The sequence below is a fragment of the Cognatishimia sp. F0-27 genome (genome assembly GCF_020667845.1).
In the GTDB taxonomy this organism is placed as follows: Bacteria; Pseudomonadota; Alphaproteobacteria; order Rhodobacterales; family Rhodobacteraceae; genus JAFMPQ01.
Genome location: NZ_JAFMPQ010000035.1, coordinates 1 through 19638 on the forward strand (window position 1 = coordinate 1; position 19638 = coordinate 19638).

Below are 19638 nucleotides of genomic sequence, written 5' to 3' on the forward strand. Positions count from 1 at the left end.
GACAGGTCGCCATCATGCAGCGCACCAACAGCTTCCGAGACAAGTTCGAGCGTTACATCGCCAAAGATCGGCAAAACACCCATTTACGCCGAAAGCCGTATACCGCAATCGCCGCAAAGATGGCCCGCACCGTGCACGGGATCATCAAAAGCGGTGAACCTTATCGTCCCTTCTTTGAGGGATGATCGACAGCCGAAGGACCTTTCTCTGTAAGGGCCGTAGAGGCGAGCATCGACCTCGTAGATAATGTTCAGGCCTTCTGCTCAACGACCCGAAGATCTCGTCTTCAGGACGGTGAGAGCCGCAAAAGCGTACTCTGTGTTTGTTATGAGAGAGACATGTTGTTGACCAAAATGCCGAACTGACACACATTCAAACATGCTGGGACGCTTCAGCACGACAATGACCTGATGCCAAATCAGCCAATCATTCCGCGCATAGGACGTTGTCGACCCTGATCGTCCTTGGGTATCCGATCCGTCCACAGACCCGTTCGAGCGTCTGCACGCCGTCTTCACCACGATAGCGGAACCGCGGATCAGCCGCCGGACAAAGGCGCGAGTGCGTATCAACAACCGTCAGGGTTCGGAGCTTCTTACCAAGCGAGAGCTCATCGTGAACAAAGCCCATCGCCCAGATATCGTTTGGCCCGACCGCTTCCTGACGGTCTTCGCGCAGCTTTGCCTTCACCCGCCGTTTCGGATGCTTGTTGCAAAGCTGAAGATCCAACTCGTTATAGATCCTGCGCGTCTTCTTCATGTTGATCATCCAGCCCTCGCATCTCAGCAGCACGTGGACGTTCCGGTAGCCATAGCGCACACGGGTCTCAGCGATCTCTTTGATCCGTCGTTCGACAGCAGCCTGGCCCGTCCACCGGGACTTGAAGTGGTAGGTGGACATGTCGAAGCAGATGGCGACACAGCCCTTCCGGATCGACACGCCCCAAACGACGCAAGTCTCGGTAACGATCTCGCGCAAAAGGCCAGGCTTCAGAGCTTTCGCCGAATGACGTCCTGAAGTATTTATGATTCAGCGTCACGTCCGCCACCATCTTCTTCAGTCGGGTGTTCTCATCCTCGAGCGCCTTCAAACGACACATCTCATCTGGCAGCATACCAACATACTGCTTCTTCCTGTTGAAATACGTCACCTGGCTGATCCCCGCCTTGCGACAGAACTCCGCGAGCAGCGTGCCTTGCCCGCCTTGCTTCAGGGAGAACGCCTTCTGCACCTCCGTGAACTTCGGTGCTTTCTTGCGACTCCGCTCCTCTGCCAGCCAGGGAAACCAAGCGAAATACTCCAGCTTCAAACGACACAGTTTCAGGGTATAGAGCGACGTCTTTGATAGTCGCCCTTTGTCTTCATCGCCCAGCTCACAAATTCCTCCTCAAACTGGGCTTCAGAAGTTTTTCCAAGCATCGCTTTTAGCTTGGCCTCGTCTATCATCTGCTCCGCCAGCATCTTCTCCAGCTTGGCGTTCTCGGCTTCCAGCGTCCTCAATCACCGGGCATCCGACACTTCCATGCGGCCAGCCTGCCGAATGCCGATAGGTTGCTCTGAGATCGCGGATACGATGCCGTTTGGTTTCGAGAAGCTCCGAACAACAAGGGGCTACGCGCCTACATCCCTTGACGGAGACAGCGCAAGAAACCCCTGAAAACCACAAGCCTCGCCATAACCGACGCAATTAGATCTGGCTAACATCCGGCAGATTGAAAGATTGGCGGTGCAAGCCCCCCCACGACCGCTGCCCCAAGGCCTTTCTCTCCACCATCACCTCTGCCGCAGTCATTATCTGCTGGCCATGCGTCCCGGCTTAAGCGACTTAATAAAAAGCAACTCTATTACGGCCGAATTTTCGCAACTGCCTATTTGCAACCTCTAAAGAAATAGAGCGCTGAATATTCGAATAAAGGCACAAACACTCTTCCAAAATTTCCCTAACCTCAATGAGCTCGGAACATTCCGCAGCGGACAGTGGGACAGAGGCCACCATCACACCAAGATCCATTTGCGACTGTTGAAGTCCCCTCATGTCCCCAGACAGCAGAAGCAATCGAATCTCTTCAAGAACGCCTTTTAAGTCATAAGCACTCACTTACTCCACTCCAGATGAACGTAATAATTCAATAAATTCAGACTGCAAACCAATAGACTTAGATTCAACAATCAATTCCGCATATTCCCGCCTCATCAAATAATCAAATTCAGTGCCGAATGATCCGAATTTTTCACCACCTTCATCAAAGCTGGGCCAGGACGCCTTTAATAGCTCCTCAACCAACACAACCTCCAAGTCATGCGCCTTTTTAAGTTCATCTCTCGTATCACGAAATTGCGGGGCTACCAAACTCACACGAAGATCAGTCATCTCACCTCCTAGACTAGTCACTCTGAGGTCAAGAAAGCACTGTACGGTAAAGATTTCGTAACGAAAACACAGTAGCATTGACAAAATTTTGTAGCAGGTATGCAAATGAACCTATTAAACCATGTACACACAATCCCACCGCCTCAAAATCAAAAACGAACAGAGACAAATCAATTGGATTTCTCGCCGCGTAAAGAAGGCGAAAATGAACAAGCATTTGAGAATAGCTTTAATCACGAGGCTGATGGCGTAGAATCTCAAACCCTTGAGGAGACTATGATCGTTACGAATGACGTTACGATATCAAATGATAAAAATTTCCCCCTTGACGACCCAAACAGACTCATTGGGAGCCAGCTTCAAGATGCATTATCTCAAATCGAAAATCTCTCTACAATCCTCGACGATCACCAATATTCCTTTAGTGGCGAATCGGCCAGACTCCAACATGTCCATACACCTAATCTACAGGGCCCATCACTTGACATCACACAGGAAACCCTTGACACCGCCCAGATTGCCTTTCGCCTTCAAAATACCCAAAGCGATCATTTTTTAGAATATCATTTTTCAGAATATATTGAAATCCCAAAGCTAAAGAATCAGCAACCGACTCATATATCACAGGCACTTACTTTACCCCAAACCACTATCATTGGAGAAGTAAACCCTGCACATACTGATCATAAAATGGTCGGAACCACAGATTCTATAGCGGGGACTCGCGCACGAGACGTTCCCCAGTCAAAGTCTGTAATGCAAGCTCAACACTTTGCAGTCGATACCCTGCCTCGCATTAACGAAGATATCCTCAGTAAGCTCAATTATAGTGAGCATTCTAAAAATTCAATAATTCGCTACTCTCGAACTATGGATCCAAAAACACAACATGAGAGACTACCCATCCAAGAATATACAGAAAATTCTCATTTTATTAAAGATGTGGAGTACCCACGCAATTTTCCTGATATCCCAGAATATGATCTAAAAACGGACAGAAACCCACGAAATACGCCCACTGCGAACAGTCTAAGACCCACCAGCAGTACTCAGGATAATGCGCCTTTCAAATTAACGAATACGCATAGCAATGTAGCAGATTTAGAAGTAGAGACTATTACACCCCCCAACTCTCAGAACGCTGACCTAAGCTCCAGAAATATCGAGGTAAATCAAGCTGCTACATCAAAGATAAGAATTTCTCCATTAAAAAATAGCAATACCTCAAATACAGAGCATACAACGAATAAATCCGTAATTGCGCGCCCCATCCAAATCAACAACACAGAAAATTTGAGTGCCTCCATAAAAGCAAGCATAATCCACGACACGGAAGCTAAAAAATCGCAAATTGAGCGTGTCAACTCACCTCAACAGCCGCAAAAGTCATTTGCAGAAAGAATTTTTAATAATAATTCCTCAAAAGACTATTTCGCCGAAATCTCCCCGAATATGTCCAAAAATAGAGGCCATACATACCTTGAGCGCTACGATCAAGAAATATTTGTTGCCATTCCATCCAAGTCGAATAGCAACACAGAAAATGAGCCACCACACAACGAACACAATACTTTCGACTATCGCCTTGCCAATTCAAAGAAAGGGCTTGCCGAACGCAAATCCACTAGCGAGAAGATAATTAAAGAGCATGACCCTTTGTCGTTCAGAAATAAATCTCATCATTACTATAGAAGTGGCCCTACAACCCACTACCAAATCGAAATTGAAGCACAAGATGACACTAGATCCAATACTGTAGAAAAAAATAAAAACCCGACCATTCCTGTGAGCGTCACCGAACTAAAGTTACCAGCGACCAAACCAAGCTCTAGCTTCAAGTCTACAGCATTCAACAAACGCGATGACGCCTTGACAAGTCATGGCGAAAGTTTGCCCAAAAACGCAGACTACCAAACACCTCGAATTCTGACCAAAGAGCTGGCCGCTACTGTATTTGAGGCGCCACAAAGCGTCACGGATAGCCCTCCAGATCAACGGATTACTACACTACCCGATAGCAAAGATCATAACTCCAGTATCTTCAAGGGAGGCTCAGAGCGCGTCCTTGGCGGCAGCACCGCACGCAACATCGATAATGCTAGCTTTCATTTTTCAATAGCCGCAAAGTTCGCGAATGTCGCGGAGAGAAGTTTCCCAGACAATCTTACGATTGCACAAGTACCGCCAAATGAAAACAAAATTGATCAAACTATAAAATCCAAAGAGGAGGCTTCAATTCCAAATAGCCTTAATAGACCACAAACCCTAGTCGACAGCGGCCCCATAACGCTTAGTGAAATAAATACCCCTACAACGAAGTTCGCATTAGCTAAAAGCTTAGCGCACATTGAATCGATACACCCGGAAAAGCCGGGTATCGTCCAAGGCAATAATGCGACTGCTGACCAAAAGCTTTCTCCAAATTTTATCGAGCCATCACAAAAATCTGATCCGCTCAATACCTCTATAGACAAACAGCAATATTCGGACGCCCCCCAAAATAAAGATAATCCTTCGCTCAAATACTATCCTCCTAGAAACCATCAATCGCATCTAGATGGACAAGTTGCACCGCCTCACAATCACAAAATCAACGTTGCCCCGGACACCTACAAGCAAGTGGACAGGAAGGTAGCCTATGCGCTTGATGAGGTACACCGGGAACCATCCAGGTCTTTCGATCAGAACGCGCGTGACGCAAAGCAGATATTAGTCGATCCGCTTAAATCACAAGTACCTCCAAGATCACGTGACAGACAAACGAAAGAAAACCTTGATCAAACAACTCGAGAACCACGACTTGGTAGTACAAAAGTACAACAGCCATCGAAACCAGTAACTGGCCTTATCCAATCTAAGGCCATGCCTGTGTTAGAAAGCGATATCGGACATCATCCGCCATCGCCGCTCAATGCCAGCGAGGCTCAACCGACAGAGGCCAATCTTCCCCCTGAACGACTAGAAAACCGAACCGCATCACTACGTGTAGACAATATGGCCCAAGTGCATCAAAACCAGCTTGTCAAAAATTCCAATACTCCAATTCCTGCGCAAATAGTTGAAGCCATTAAGACGTCTTCCTACAAGAATGTCGAAGTTAAACTTTCTCCAGAAGAACTTGGCGTGGTTCGGCTACAGTTCCATCAAGGAGAAGCAGGCATTCAGGTTCATGTTTTCGCAGAGAAGCCGGAAACGCTAGAGCTGCTGAGGCGAAATATCGATGTATTGTCCCAGAATTTGGCGGACCTAGGCGAAAACCTGACGGGGTTTTCTTTTGGAGACCAAAGAGAGTCGCCAAGAACCAAAACTGATGTCGCGCCTAATATACTGGAAGCTGAGGCAAACACATTGGAAACAGTCTCTCGACCTGGTCAAGCTCGTCACAGTGGCAAAATAGACATCCGCATATAGGAGCAGATATGATAGAGCAAATTTCTACACCATCATCAAGCGTCGCGAACCGTTTGTCTGAATCGCAAGTTGGCAACGATCAGGCTTTAAGCTCCGATTTTGATACATTTATTCGAATGCTAACAGTTCAAGTAGAGAACCAAGACCCCCTCAATCCAATTGACTCGACGGATTATGCCACACAACTAGCGACTTTTTCGTCTGTTGAGCAACAAGTCCTTACAAACGATCTCCTCAAGGACTTGGGCGTCGCTCTTGGCGGTACCGCCCTTCAGCAGGCAGGATCATGGATTGGCCTTGAGGGATTGGTCCGTGCTCCGGCGCAGTTCGATCGGTCTTCGCCAGTGTCTGTTTATCCGGATGTGGTGCAAGACGCCGATACAAGCGTATTGGTGGTCAGAAACAGCGCAGGCGATGTCGTTGAACGAGCCATACTGGAGCCCGATACGGACTTCGTCACATGGGACGGTGTTGATGAGTCAGGGGGTAAACATCCAGCGGACAACTATCGCTTCGAAGTCGAGAGCTATCGTGACGGGGAGTTACTGGATACGACCGTCGCGAAGGTATTCAGCCGTATCGAGGAAGTTCGCAGCGTGAATGGAGAAGTGCTTGTCCGTTTTGCCGATGGCACAGAACGTCCGTCCTCGCTGATTACGGGCCTACGCTCTCCTTCATGATCAGACTTGATGGGCTTCTCAAAATGTCCAGCGAAGTTGCTGCAGGGTCAGTCTAAACAAGCATTGAGAGATCGCGTCAGGCTGTTTCATGGAATGCGCTTGCGGCAAGTATCCTTACGCATTCGATCACCGCTTATCAATAAAGCGGTGATCGATTTATCAAGCAACTTGGCGCTTATCAGCCGATGATCGCGTTCAGCGTTGGTGAGGGACGCATCACATCGGCGGTTTTCTTCGCGTCGGTGTGATAGTATCCGCCAAGATCCGCAGGCTGGCCCTGCACTGCAGCCAACTCCGACAAGATCTCTGCTTCCCGCTCGGTCAAGGCTGTGGCGATTGCCGCAAAATGCTTCGCGAGTTCCACATCCTCGGATTGCTGGCTAAGAGCTTCGGCCCAATAACGCGCAAACCAGTAGTGGCTATCGCGGTTGTCGGGTTCGCCGACCTTGCGCGAAGGCGAACGGCCGTTGTCAAGAATACCCTGGGTCGCCGTATCGACCGCCTCTCCGAGTATCCGGGCGCGGGCGTTTCCGCGCGCATCAGCGAGAAACTTCAAGCTTTCTCCCAATGCACAGAATTCACCGAGGCTGTCCCAACGCAAGTGGTTTTCTTGAACCAATTGCTGCACATGTTTTGGAGCCGACCCACCAGCGCCGGTTTCAAACAACCCGCCCCCCTGCATCAACTTCACGATTGAGAGCATTTTGGCAGATGTGGCCAGTTCGAGAATTGGGAAAAGGTCGGTCAGGTAATCACGCAGAACATTACCCGTGATAGCGATAGAATTCTCTCCCTTTCTGATGGTCTCGAGCGACCGCCGGGTTGCTTCGCGCGGCGCCAGAATCTCAAACTTTTCCGCGACACCCTGCGCTTCGAGGATGGGCTTCACATAAGCGATCAGCTGCGCGTCATGTGCACGGGTTTCATCCAGCCAAAAGATTGCCTCGCACCCTTCCGCGCGCTGACGGTCTATCGCAAGCGCGACCCAGTCTTCGATCGGCGCACGCCGCGTCGAAGCGGAGCGCCAGATATCGCCCTGTTCAACCTTGTGCTGGTGAATGATCGTCCCATCCGCCAGTTCCATGCGCACAACACCGTCCACGGGAACCTCGAATGTGGTCGGATGTGAACCATATTCCTCGGCCTTTTGCGCCATGAGACCAATATTCTGCACCGTTCCAGCTGTGGACGGGTCGAGTTTTCCCGTTTCCTTGAAATAGGAAATCGTCTCGTCATAGATCGGCGCATAGGAATTGTCCGGGATCACACAGGTGGTGTCATGCTCCGCGCCATCTGGCCCCCAGCCCTTGCCGCCAGCACGGATCAGAGCCGGCATGGACGCATCGATGATGACATCGGACGGCACGTGCAGGTTGGTGATGCCCTTATCAGAATTGACCATGTACATCGGCGGTCGCTCTGCCGTAACGGCCTCGATATCGGCAAGGATCTCCGGGTTGCCTTTGACTTGTTCAAGGAGATCGCCAAGGCCGGAGTTCGGATTCACACCCAGCGCTTCCATCGCCGGCCCATGCTTCTCAAAAACAGGGGCCAGCCACGCTTTGACCGCGTGACCAAAGATGATCGGGTCAGAGACCTTCATCATCGTCGCCTTCAGATGCAGCGAGAAGAGCGTGCCGTCGGCCTTGATTGTTTCGATTTCGCGCGCGAGGAACTGGTTCAAGGCCTTGACGGACATGAACGTGGCATCCACAACGGTGCCCGCCGGGAATTCCAATCCATCCTTGAGGACATGCTCAACACCATCGGCTCCGGTCAGCACGATCCGAACCGTCGCCTCGTTCTCCAGCGTCACAGACGTCTCATTCGACCGAAAATCGCCGCTCTCCATTGACGCAACACGGGTCTTGCTGTCCGCGCTCCAATCACCCATGCGATGCGGGTTGGCTTGTGCGAATTTCTTGACCGCGACCGCGGCACGGCGATCCGAGTTGCCTTCGCGCAAGACGGGGTTCACGGCCGAGCCCTTGATGGCATCGTAGCGCGCGCGCACGCTTTTTTCCTCGTCAGACTGCGGGTCTTCGGGATAATCCGGCAGCGCATAGCCCTGCGATTGCAGTTCCTTGATGGCACCGACAAGCTGCGGCACGGAGGCCGATATGTTCGGCAGCTTGATGACGTTTGCTTCGGGAGTCTTGACCAGGGCTCCCAACTCGGCGAGGTCATCGGGCTGGCGTTGATCGGCGCTCAGCCATTCCGGAAACGCCGCGACGATACGGCCCGCGAGCGAAATATCCTTTGTGCCGATCTTCACATCGGCTGCGGCAGCAAAGCTGCTGATCACGGGAAGCAAGGACGCCGACGCCAACTCCGGCGCTTCGTCGACCTTGGTGTAGATGATGTCTGGGGTTTGGCTGTCGGACATGTCGAAGACCCTTTCTTGCGTTTGGCACTCCCTTAGGCCAAATGCGGGCGCGCGTCTATGGCATACATCGGTATACCGTTCGTCATAGTGTCGCGCATGAAGGTTTTTTGAAGCTGAATGACATGATGCCCCCGGCACCGTCGCACCAAGCGCCCGAAAGAATCACGCGTCCCGTCCGTATCGTGTCAGTTACCAAGACGTTCCGCACGGCACGGGTTGCGCGCCGCCCTTCGGGCATGAACGCCTGTGCTCTGCGCCCTCTCAACAAGAGCAAAGCGCGGCCCGCAGGGTCTGCGGGCTTTCGCCTGTTTCCAGACTGATAGCAGATTGAAAGCGTGATCTTCATTAGAACGCCTCTCAAGATTGCGCCCGTTTTTCCTTGCACCGCGTGGACGCGCGTCCCCGGTCAGTTTCGACAGCACCTGACCCCGGTTCCGTGCCGATCCTCTCGCTCACGCCTGCGAACGGCCTTCCGACCGGCATACATCCTTAACACAGGCAGCCGTAATCCCCGTCCCCGACCAGATCCATTGGCGACATTGATCGATCGCGGAACAGATGGCCTATGCCATGCGCCAAGGGCAGCCTGATTGTTCTGCGGCGAGCCGCCGAGCATGAGGACCGCCTTCATGGGATGGCCGCGACACAGGGGCTTTCAGAGCCGCTATTCGTGCGCCGGGCGGCCATGGACCGCCTGGAACACAGGAAAGCCCAGAAGCCCCCGGAACACAGGAAAACGCCCCGACCAGTTGACCGGGGCGCAATCACTCTTGCAAGCGCGGAACAAGCCGCCGGTTCGCCGATCACTCGGCCGGTGTCGAGACCGCTTCAGGGGGGTGCGTGGTGGCAATCCCGACTTTCTCCCGGCGCCCGTCATTGTAGATTGCCTTGATCAGCGCGAGCCCCATCAGAACCATGACCAGCGAAAACGGCAACGCGCCGATCACCATTGCTGTCTGGATCGCACCAAGGCCGCCCGCCACAATCAGACCGCCCACGACAAACGCAAGCGCGGCGCCCCAGAACAAGATATGAGGCCGTGCCTTCGGGCCCTCATCCCCGGCAGCATTGATCGTGTTGATGATGAGAACTGCCGAGTCCGCGGATGTCACGAGATAAGTCAGCAAAAGCACCACGACGATCACAGACATGATCCAGGCGAGGTTTTCACTCAGGATCACGGCCAGCATCGCAAAGAGCTGATCCGATTGTCCTGCGCCGGAAATCGCGCCCGCGGCTTCACCCGAAAGCTCAAGATCGATGGCCGTGCCGCCAACAATCGCGAACCAGATGAAGCACATCAACGATGGCACGATCATCGCGCCCAGCACATATTCCCGAACCGTGCGACCCTTGGAAATCCGCGCAAGGAATACGCCGACAAAGGGCGCAAACGCGATCCACCACGCCCAATAGAAAATCGTCCATCCACCTTGCCAGCCGGCAAGCTGCGTGGCGACTGATCCCTCTTCGCCGTCGGCCCTCCAGACGGTGAGGAAGTTACCGGGGATCGAGATCAGGTAATCGAAGATCCCGATCACGAGCGCCTGCAGGCCGAAGAAGGTCGATCCGAAGATGAGGAAGAAGATCAACACGAAGAAGCTCAGGCCCATGTTCAGGTTTGAGAGCCACTTGATGCCCTTGCCAACGCCTGAAAGGGCAGACAGCGTGGACGCGCCCATGATCACAAGAAGCGCAACGATGATCCCCATGGTTGACGCGCTGACAGAGCCATCCTCTGCCGTGGTCTGTATCCAGTCCCCCACGCCTATCCGGGCGAGGCCGGACACGAACTGCTCCACACCAAAACCCAGCGTCTGAGACACGCCGAGCACTGTGGCCACAACCGCGACCACATCGACGACATGGCCAAGCGTGCCTTCCATGGACCGTCCGAAGATCGGCACCAGCGCCGAACGGATGGTCAGCGGCAGGTTGCGTCGATAGGCATAATACCCAAGCGACAGGCCCACGATTGCGTAGGACGCCCATGCGGCGAGGCCCCAATGCGTGAACGACCAGATATAGGCGTCACGCACATTTCCGGCCGTCGACCCTTCCGTGATCCCCTGAATGGTCGCGGGGTTCGCGGCCCAGTGATACATCGGTTCCGCCGTGGCAAAGGTCAGCATCCCGATCCCGATCCCGGCGCCGAACATCATGGAAAACCATGAGAAGTTCGAAAACTCCGGCGTATCGTCATCAAGCCCCATCTTGAGCCGCCCCGCCGCGGGCCACAGTGCCAGAGCGAGACACAGCAGAACGAAAAACGCCATGACGTAGACATACCAGAAGTTGAACGTGGCGAGGATCGCCGAGTTCAGGCTAGACAGCACCGCGGCCGCCTGATCCGGGAATGCCACAGCCCAGATGATCAGCGCACCGACGATCAACTTGCCGGAAACAGCGACGATCTTGGTGAACCCCTTGTAAAAGCCGCTATCGGCCGTGGGTATGTCGAGATCGGTAATTGGTGGTTTTATTGGCATCGTGGACCTCCCTACTCAATCACCAGCGTGCAACGCGGTGATCGCAGTTTCTGCGTTATGCTTGAGTTTACATTCGTCCTTACCCAGCGACGCTACCTGTCAGCCCGCATCGAGTCTACCGTTTACCAAGATTGAATGGCCCGCCACACGACGGGGCGGACCGCAACACCCGATCATTCTGCAATCCATGGCGGCAACGCGCCTGTCGCGTTGGCCCCCGCCATTCCCGCTGTGACCGCATGACATCGTGGGACCCGTGATCTGACCAAATCCGCACGCCACGCCGAGCAAAGGCGGGGAGCGGCATTGCAGCAGCGTTCATGCGAGCGGAGGATGGCTTTTCAAAATCAAAGACGCGCCGAGAGAGCAACTCCCCCGACGCGCAGAAAATGATATACTCGATGGCCGGCGCCGGACAGACTGACGCGGACTTCGGTCACCGGGAGACTTCGACAGTCACTCAGGCGAGATAGGCCTGGATCGTGGCCCTCGTGCCCTCGGACCAGACCCGTGTCAGAGCATCGGAGAAGGCCTCGCGGAAAACGGCATCCGCGGCAAAATCACCATATGCTTCGAGCCAGGTCTCTGGCGTGTCCTTGGCGGCCAGCGCACGGATCTGCAGCGTTGTCCAATCCGGGTCGTTCGGCTCGATGACCGATCCGTCCTCCCGGTGCCCCGCACACATACGCGCCCAGAGCGCCTCTGCAAGCGCGAGGCCGTTTACGGACTGACCCGCCGCCAGGGCATCCTTGATCGTCGGGTGCAGGAAACCCGCATGCCGTGACAATCCGTCAAACGCGACCCGGCGGGTGGTATCGTGAATCTCGGGATTGGCAAACCGTCCGGAGATCAGGCTGACGTAGTCCAGCGGATCCGTTCCCGGCACCGCGGCGACCTGTGGCGCAATTTCCTCGCGCTGGACACGGTCAAAGAACGCCGAGACATCCGGGTCGGACATGCATTCTGCAATGGTGGTCAGGGAGAGCAGCTCACCGGCATTTGCAAGCAACTGATGACCGGCATTCAGCATGCGGATCTTCATCGCTTCATAGCTATGCACGTCATTGGTAAACGTCGCGCCGATGCGATCCCACTCGGGCCGCCCTGCGCAGAAATCGTCCTCGATCACCCATTGACGATAGTTTTCATGCGTCACCGGAGCGGTGTCCTCAATACCGAGGCTGCGCGCCAGGCTGAGTTCCTGCGGTCCCGTGGCGGGCACGATGCAATCCACCATCGAATTCGGGAACGCCCCTTCTTCGGAAATCCAGCGCGCAAGCTCGGGATCCTGACGCTCAGCGAGGGTCACAACCGCCAGACGCGTGATCGCGCCGTTGCCTTGAAGATTGTCACAGCTTTGCACGGTGAACGGGAGATGCCCTGCCGCGCGACGCGCCCGCAACCCGGCAACAATCGCGCCAAAAGCTGTGCAGGGTGTCTGCGGATTGGCGATATCATGTTGAATATCGGGATGGTTCAAATCGAGGCCCCCATTGGCGGGATCGATGAAATAGCCGCCCTCGGTCACCGTCAGCGACACGATGCGAATGGTCGGGTCGGAGATGCAGGCAATCAACGCCGCATTGTCCGGCTCCACCGGCAAGAAGTCGATCATCGCGCCGGCAACCTCGACGGACATGCCCTTCGGGTCCAGCTCGATCAGGGTCGTCAGGCAATCCTGCGCAAGCAGACGGTCGCGCATCATCGCGTCACCCGCGCGAACGCCCGCACCGATGATGGCCCAGTCATGCGCAAGTCCCTGCTGCATCAGGCGATGCAGGTACCACGCCTGGTGCGCGCGATGGAAGTTGCCCAGACCGATATGAACGATCCCGGGTTTCAGCGCGGCGCGATCGTAGGTCGGACGCAAAACCGTTTCCGGCAGGTCGCCGAGTGTCGCGTTCGACAATGATATGATCGGTTGTGTCTGTGTCATTGGGTTCATCAACTCATCCAGTTCCCGCCATCGACATTGTATGTCTGGGCGACAATGTAATCTGCATCATCGGAGGCCAGAAAAACGGCCATACCCGTTAAATCACGCGCAGTTCCCATGCGTCCGAACGGCACCGCCGCGCCGACTTCGGCTTTCTTCTGGCCCGGTGCCTTGCCTTCGTATTTGGCAAAGAAAGCGTCGACTCCGTCCCAGTGTTCGCCATCGACCACACCGGGTGCGATCGCGTTCACGTTGATCCCGTGCTTGATCAGGTTGAGACCTGCGGATTGAGTCAACGATATCACGGCCGCCTTGGAGGCACAGTAGACCGCCACCAGAGGTTCGCCGCGGCGCCCTGCCTGACTGGCCATATTGATGATCCGCCCCTTGATGCCGCGTTCAATCATATGTCGAGCCACGGCTTGAAGCGTGAAAAGGCAGCCAGCCACGTTTATGTCGAACACGCGCGCATAGTCTGCGCGCGTGATCTCTGTGATCGGAGCCGCGGTAAAGATCGCAGCGTTATTGACCAGGATATCGATCTGTCCGAAAGCGTCGGCGGTGGCACTGACTGCTGTGTCGATGCTCGCCTGGTCCGTAACGTTCATCTCAACGGCCATGGCATCCGGTCCGAGCCGCTCGGCGGCGGCGTGCGCGCGGTCGATATCGATATCGCCAATCGCCACACGCGCGCCCTCCGCCAGATAGGCCTCCGCAAAGGCCAATCCGATCCCCCGGGCTGCGCCCGTGATCAGAGCGGTCTTTCCGGACAACCGTGTCATCCGATGCGCAGCCCGTCAGCGCCGAACTTGTGCATCTCCTCAAGACGTGGCGAGAGGTGGATCGTATCACCGTGGTTGAGCTTCACGTCACCAATGGCCCGCACCGTGAGCGTTTCTGCCAATCCGGTATTGTGGATATGGAAGAACGTGTCCGAGCCAAGATGTTCGGCCACACCAACCGTGCCGTGCCACTCGCCACCGCTTTCGACAACGTCGATATGCTCAGGGCGGACACCGATGGTGTGCGCGCCGTGCTTGGCCGCTTCCGGCCCCTCGACGAAGTTCATTTTCGGCGAGCCGATGAAACCGGCCACGAACTTGTTGCGCGGGGTCCGGTAAAGCTCCAGAGGGCTGCCGACCTGTTCGATCACGCCGGCCTGAAGCACGACGATCTTGTCGGCCATGGTCATCGCCTCGACCTGATCGTGCGTCACATAGATCATCGTTGTATCGAGCTTCTTGTGCAGCTCGGAGATCTCCATGCGCATGCCGACCCGCAGGGCGGCGTCGAGGTTCGACAACGGCTCGTCGAAGAGGAAGGCCGCAGGCTCCCGCACAATGGCCCGCCCGATGGCAACCCGCTGGCGCTGACCACCGGAAAGCTGGCCCGGGCGCCGATCGAGATAGTCGGTCAGGTTAAGAGCCTTTGCGGCCGCCTCGATGCGCCGGTCCTGCTCTGCCTGATCCATGCCCGCCATCTTCATCGGGAAGGCGATGTTCTTGCGCACGGTCATATGCGGATAAAGAGCATAGGACTGGAAAACCATCGCCAGACCACGCTTTGACGGTGGCAAGGCCGTGGCATCGGCATCATCGATCTCGATAAGCCCATCGCTGGTGTCTTCCAGGCCGGCAATCAGTCGAAGCAGCGTGGATTTTCCGCAGCCCGAAGGGCCTACGAAGACCGTGAACTCGCCATCTTCAATCGTCAGATCCAGTGGCGGGATGACCTCTACATCGCCGAAGCGCTTGGTCACTTTTTTGAGTTGGATACGTCCCATTGGTCGAATTCCTTATTTCACAGGATCACTTGACGGCGCCGAAGGTGAGGCCGCGGACGAGTTGTTTCTGGCTGAACCAGCCAAGGATGAGGATCGGCGCGATGGCCATGGTCGAAGCCGCGCTGAGCTTGGCAAAGAAGAGACCTTCCGGGCTGGAGTAGCTGGCGATGAACGCTGTCAGAGGCGCGGCATCCACCGCGGTCAGGTTCAGCGTCCAGAAGGCTTCGTTCCAGGCAAGGATGAAGTTGAGCAAAAGCGTCGACGCAATGCCGGGAACAGCCATCGGTGTCAGGATATAGAGCAGCTCTTCTTTCAGCGATGCGCCATCCATTCTTGCCGCTTCGAGGATATCGACAGGGATTTCCCGGAAGTATGTGTAGAGCATCCAGACGATGATCGGCAGGTTGATGAGCATCAGGATCACCACCAGAGCCGCCCGGTTGTCCAGCACACCCAACTGAATGCACAGCAGATAGATCGGGTAGAGCACGCCCACGGCCGGAAGCATCTTTGTGGAGAGCATCCAGAGCAGGATATCCTTGGTCCGCTTGGATGGCACAAAGGCCATGGACCAGGCGGCCGGAACCGCGATGATGATCCCAAGGACGGTGGACCCGCCAGCGATGATCACCGAGTTCCAGAGAAAGCGCATGTAGTCAGAGCGTTCCTGAACGATGGCATAGTTTTCCAGCGTCCAGTCGAAGTTGAGGAAGATCGGCGGGCTTGCGATAGCTTGTGCTTCGGTCTTGAAGCTCGTCAGGATCGTCCAGAGGATCGGGAAGAAGATCAGGAAACCGATTGCCCAGGCAATGGCGGTGTTCGCGATCTTGCGTTGAGGTGTAACGGCACGGGCCATGGTTGTTTACTCCCTTACCGGTCAAGGTTTTTGCCGACGATGCGCATCAGGAAGATGGCAACGATATTGGCAAGGATGATGGCGTAGACACCGCCCGCAGACCCAAGGCCCACATTCTGGCTTTCCAGCACCCGCTGGAAGATCAGGTATGTGAGGGTCCGTGTGCCGAATGCGCCGCCGGTGGTCACAAAGATTTCGGCGAAGATCGACAACAGGAAGATTGTCTGGATGAGGACCACGATGGTGATCGCGCGGCTCAGATGCGGCAGTGTGATGAACCAGAAGCGCTTGAGTGGCGGGGCTCCGTCCATTTCAGCGGCTTCAAGCTGCTCACCATCGAGCGATTGGATCGCGGTCAGCAAGATAAGCGTTGCGAAGGGCAGCCACTGCCAGGAGACGATCATCACGATCGATTGCAGAGACGCCTCGGACAACCAGGAGACCGGCTCAGCGCCGAAGAAGCGCCAGAGATGAGCGAACAAGCCATTGACCGGGTCCATGAACATGTTCTTCCAGACCAGCGCGGACACGGTCGGCATCACGAAAAACGGTGCGATCACGAGGATACGGACAACGCCTTGGCCCCACATCGGCTGGTCCAGAAGGATCGCCAACAAGATGCCGAAAACGACGGTGATGAGCAGGACGCCGCCGACGATGACAAGTGTCGTGATGACCGAGGGCCAGAAGGCGCTGGAGCTCAGGAAACGCGCGTAGTTATCGAAACCGACCCATTCGAGGCTCGGGAAGAAGGTAAACCAATCCCAGCCACTGTCGATTGAGTCACCGCGAAGAGGCAAGAATTTTTTGAACGAGAAGATCAGCGTCAGCGTGAGAGGCACCAGCATCCAGCCCAAGAGCAGGATTACCGCGGGGGCCATCATCAAACGGGCAGCGCTGCGCGAAGCTTTGGTAGCCATTGCATGCACCTTTCCTGTGGACAGCAGTGCGGATTGGGCACGCTATCGGCGACGGGGAGCGAAGATTTTGCGGGGAGATATCGTAGGGGGGAAGGCGACCCTAAGGGCCGCCTTCCAGATGGGTGCGCTTAGCGGTAGCCAGCGCCTTCCATCACTTCGTTGGTGATTGCCTGGGCTTTCTCAAGTGCTTCCTCGACGGACTGCTGACCGGCGTAGGCTGCGGAGAATTCCTGGCTCACTTCGGTCGCCATGCCGGCGAACTCGGGGATCGCCACGAACTGGATACCGACATAAGGAACCGGATCAACGGTCGGATCGTTAGGATCAGCCGCGTTGATGGAGTCCAGCGTCATCTTGGCGAACGGCACTTCCTGGTATTCCGCCGTCTCGTAGAGCGACGTCCGTGCACCCGGAGGAACGTTTGCCCAACCTTCGTTGGCAGCAACCAGCTCGATGTAGTCCTTGGACGTGGCCCACTCGATGAACTGCTTGGCTTCGGCTTCCTGCTGTGTGCCGGCGGGGATCGCCAGAGCCCATGCCCAGAGCCAGTTGGCGCGCTTCTCGACACCTTCGGAGTTCGGTGCAAGAGCAAAGCCGACCTTGTCGGCAACCGTCGAGTCGTTGGGGTTGGTCACGAAGGATGCCGCAACCGTTGCGTCGATCCACATGCCACACTTGCCCTGCTGGAACAGGTTGAGGTTCTCGTTGAACCCGTTGGTCGCGTAACCTTCGGGGCCGTAGTCGTTCATCAGGTTGACGTAGAAGTTCAGCGCTTCGGCCCACTCGGGCTGATCGAACTGAGCATTCCAGTCTTCGTCGAACCAACGTGCGCCGAAGGAGTTGGCGGTCACGGTGATGAATGCGCCGCCTTCGCCCCAGCCAGCCTTGCCGCGCAGGCAGATGCCGTTGATCTCGTTTTCCGGATCATCCATCGCCGCCGCGGCTTCGCGGATGAACTGCCACGTGGGAGCATCGGGCATTTCCAGGCCGGCAGCTTCCATGAGGTCGGTGCGATACATGATCATCGAGCTTTCGCCGTAGAACGGTGCCGCGTAGAGCGTGCCGTCGTGGCTCAGGCCGTTGCGCATCGCAGGAAGAATGTCGTCCACGTCATATTCTGCGGACAGATCATTCAGCGGGACGAGCCAACCATTGGCGCCCCAGATCGGCGTTTCGTACATGCCGATTGTCATGATGTCGAACTGACCACCTTTGGTCGTCACGTCCGTCGTCACACGCTGGCGAAGCACGTTCTCTTCGAGCGTAACCCACTCGACATTGATGCCCGTTTGCTCGGTGAAGGTGTCCGTGTAGCCCTGCATACGGATCATGTCGCCGTTGTTCACGGTCGCGATGGTGATCGTCTTTGCGTGGCTTTCGGCAAATGCAGCTGTGCCTGCGAGCATTGCGAGTGCGCTCGCCGCACCCAGTGCGGTTCTCATAAACATCCCGGTCCTCCCTGAATTAGATGTCTGTGAAGGACACTAGTGAAGAGTCGGCACGTACGTCAACAAATTTTTTACGCGCGAAAACTTTTTTCTTTACGCGGAATCTCGAAGAACGAGGCGCGCGGGAAAAAGCGTCTCGGACCTGGAGGCCAATTTGCCCCCACTTTCAATCACTTCCAAGAGAGTCGCGACGCTTCGGTCGGCAACGGAGGCGTAGTCATGTGCCGCAGTCGTCAACGACGGACATGTGAACCGCGCGAAAGGATGATCGTCGTTGGATGCAACGCGCAGCTGGCAATCCTCGGTCCGACCTACCCGGATTCCCATCTCGTAGCACGCAGAAAGGACTCCAATCGCAAGGCGATCGTTGCTGCAGAGAATCGCATTGCTTGCCGGCAGGCCGTCGGACAACAGCTTGAGTGCACCTGCGCGTCCGATTTCCTCGAACGACCAGCCCTCACCCTCGATCTTGTGGACGTGCGGCTCAAAGCCAAGTCGCTCCATCATCTGGATATACGCCAGTCTGCGTTTGTTGGCGTTCGGGTTCGCCGGTGTGCGCATCTCGAAAAAGATCGGCGGCTCACCGGTCCGGACCAGGTACTCGACGGTTTGAGAGACAAAACTGAAATTGTCAGAGCCGATAAAGGCCTCGCCGATACCACCGAGATTGCTGTCGAACAATACAGTCGGAACATCGCGGCAAAACTTCTCGATTTCCAGCTTGTCCGAGGAACGCCCAAGCGGCGCGAGCAGAACCCCGGCAGGTTTGAGGGACCGAAGACTGTCCAATACCTCGAGTTCAACATCACTGTTACCATGGGATCCGAAGAGGTTCGGACGATACCCCGCAGCGATGACGTTCTGCTCAAGCGTCCGGGCGATTTCGGCAAAGAACGGGTCAGCCAGGAAGGGAACCACGATACCAATATTCTTGGTCAGCTTCCGGTTCTGGTTGATTGCGTAAATATTTGGCCGATACTCATATTTTCCCAACGCCTCCTCGATCCGGGCGCGCGTTGTTGCCCGGACACTGTCAGGATTGTTGAAGTATTTCGAGACGGTGGGACGAGAAATGCCGCTGAGCGCCGCAAACTCCTCCATATTGCGAATTTTGACCATAGTGCCCCCATGATGCCGACTGAGGGGTCACCGCACAAGTGTTTCCGGCGATAAAATTATACGCGCGATAATTTTTGTAATTTTACAAAAGTTTACACGTGAAAAAGCCTGATTTTTCATCACCTGAGCGGGTGTCAGCCCCGGCGCCGGGGTGCTCGGGGCGTTTGATACGTACCGTTTTCAAGCTCATCGGCGGCCATGGCTGCAGCGGCGAGTGCATTCCGTTGCCCGCCAAAACG

Annotated in this window: 12 protein-coding genes and 3 pseudogenes; 3 read left to right on the forward strand and 12 right to left on the reverse strand. The window is 55.4% G+C overall.

The window, feature by feature from the left end; translation table 11 throughout:
* Window positions 1-247, forward strand: a pseudogene (locus J1C49_RS16860) (IS110 family transposase); the annotation flags it as partial.
* Between the two features lie 200 nt (window positions 248-447).
* On the opposite strand, the pseudogene J1C49_RS16865 reads toward J1C49_RS16860, so the two are convergent.
* The 3 genes and pseudogenes from J1C49_RS16865 to J1C49_RS16875 all read right to left on the reverse strand — a co-directional run.
* Window positions 448-1276, reverse strand: a pseudogene (locus J1C49_RS16865) (transposase); the annotation flags it as partial.
* A gap of 59 nt (window positions 1277-1335) precedes the next feature.
* A pseudogene (locus tag J1C49_RS21980) lies at window positions 1336-1530 on the reverse strand (IS3 family transposase); the annotation flags it as partial.
* Window positions 1531-2098: 568 nt separating this feature from the next.
* Window positions 2099-2371, reverse strand: a complete 273-nt coding sequence (locus J1C49_RS16875) for a hypothetical protein (RefSeq protein ID WP_227447015.1) — start codon at window positions 2369-2371, stop codon at window positions 2099-2101.
* 105 nt (window positions 2372-2476) lie between these two features.
* Between J1C49_RS16875 and J1C49_RS16880 the strand changes: the two genes are divergently transcribed.
* Window positions 2477-5782 carry a flagellar hook-length control protein FliK gene (locus J1C49_RS16880; RefSeq protein WP_227447016.1) on the forward strand — a complete coding sequence of 1102 codons (3306 nt, stop codon included), beginning with the start codon at window positions 2477-2479 and terminating at the stop codon, window positions 5780-5782.
* An 8-nt stretch (window positions 5783-5790) separates the two neighbouring features.
* A complete protein-coding gene (locus tag J1C49_RS16885; protein ID WP_227447017.1) occupies window positions 5791-6462 on the forward strand; it encodes a flagellar hook capping FlgD N-terminal domain-containing protein in 672 nt (223 codons plus the stop codon).
* Between the two features lie 178 nt (window positions 6463-6640).
* On the opposite strand, the gene J1C49_RS16890 is transcribed toward J1C49_RS16885, so the two are convergent.
* The 9 genes from J1C49_RS16890 to J1C49_RS16930 all read right to left on the reverse strand — a co-directional run bounded on the left by J1C49_RS16890 (window position 6641) and on the right by J1C49_RS16930 (window position 19399).
* Window positions 6641-8848 carry an NADP-dependent isocitrate dehydrogenase gene (locus J1C49_RS16890; protein WP_227447018.1) on the reverse strand — a complete coding sequence of 736 codons (2208 nt, stop codon included), beginning with the start codon at window positions 8846-8848 and terminating at the stop codon, window positions 6641-6643.
* Between the two features lie 803 nt (window positions 8849-9651).
* Complete coding sequence (locus J1C49_RS16895; RefSeq protein ID WP_227447019.1) at window positions 9652-11337, reverse strand: BCCT family transporter; 1686 nt, start codon at window positions 11335-11337, stop codon at window positions 9652-9654.
* Between the two features lie 460 nt (window positions 11338-11797).
* Window positions 11798-13282 carry a mannitol dehydrogenase family protein gene (locus J1C49_RS16900; RefSeq protein ID WP_227447020.1) on the reverse strand — a complete coding sequence of 495 codons (1485 nt, stop codon included), beginning with the start codon at window positions 13280-13282 and terminating at the stop codon, window positions 11798-11800.
* Complete coding sequence (locus J1C49_RS16905) at window positions 13282-14055, reverse strand: L-iditol 2-dehydrogenase (protein ID WP_227447021.1); 774 nt, start codon at window positions 14053-14055, stop codon at window positions 13282-13284. Before J1C49_RS16905 ends, J1C49_RS16900 begins: the two co-directional genes overlap by 1 nt.
* Entirely contained in the window at window positions 14052-15056 is a 1005-nt protein-coding gene (locus tag J1C49_RS16910) for an ABC transporter ATP-binding protein (protein ID WP_227447022.1), read from the reverse strand. The genes J1C49_RS16905 and J1C49_RS16910 overlap by 4 nt, the downstream gene beginning before the upstream one ends.
* A gap of 25 nt (window positions 15057-15081) precedes the next feature.
* The gene (locus tag J1C49_RS16915; RefSeq protein ID WP_227447023.1) at window positions 15082-15912 is read right to left on the reverse strand and encodes a carbohydrate ABC transporter permease; all 831 of its coding nucleotides are present in this window, start codon (window positions 15910-15912) and stop codon (window positions 15082-15084) included.
* Window positions 15913-15926: 14 nt separating this feature from the next.
* Window positions 15927-16832 carry a carbohydrate ABC transporter permease gene (locus J1C49_RS16920; RefSeq protein WP_227447024.1) on the reverse strand — a complete coding sequence of 302 codons (906 nt, stop codon included), beginning with the start codon at window positions 16830-16832 and terminating at the stop codon, window positions 15927-15929.
* Window positions 16833-16960: 128 nt separating this feature from the next.
* Window positions 16961-18280, reverse strand: a complete 1320-nt coding sequence (locus J1C49_RS16925; protein ID WP_227447025.1) for a sugar ABC transporter substrate-binding protein — start codon at window positions 18278-18280, stop codon at window positions 16961-16963.
* Between the two features lie 93 nt (window positions 18281-18373).
* The gene (locus tag J1C49_RS16930; RefSeq protein WP_227447026.1) at window positions 18374-19399 is read right to left on the reverse strand and encodes a LacI family DNA-binding transcriptional regulator; all 1026 of its coding nucleotides are present in this window, start codon (window positions 19397-19399) and stop codon (window positions 18374-18376) included.
* Window positions 19400-19638: the final 239 nt, after the last annotated feature.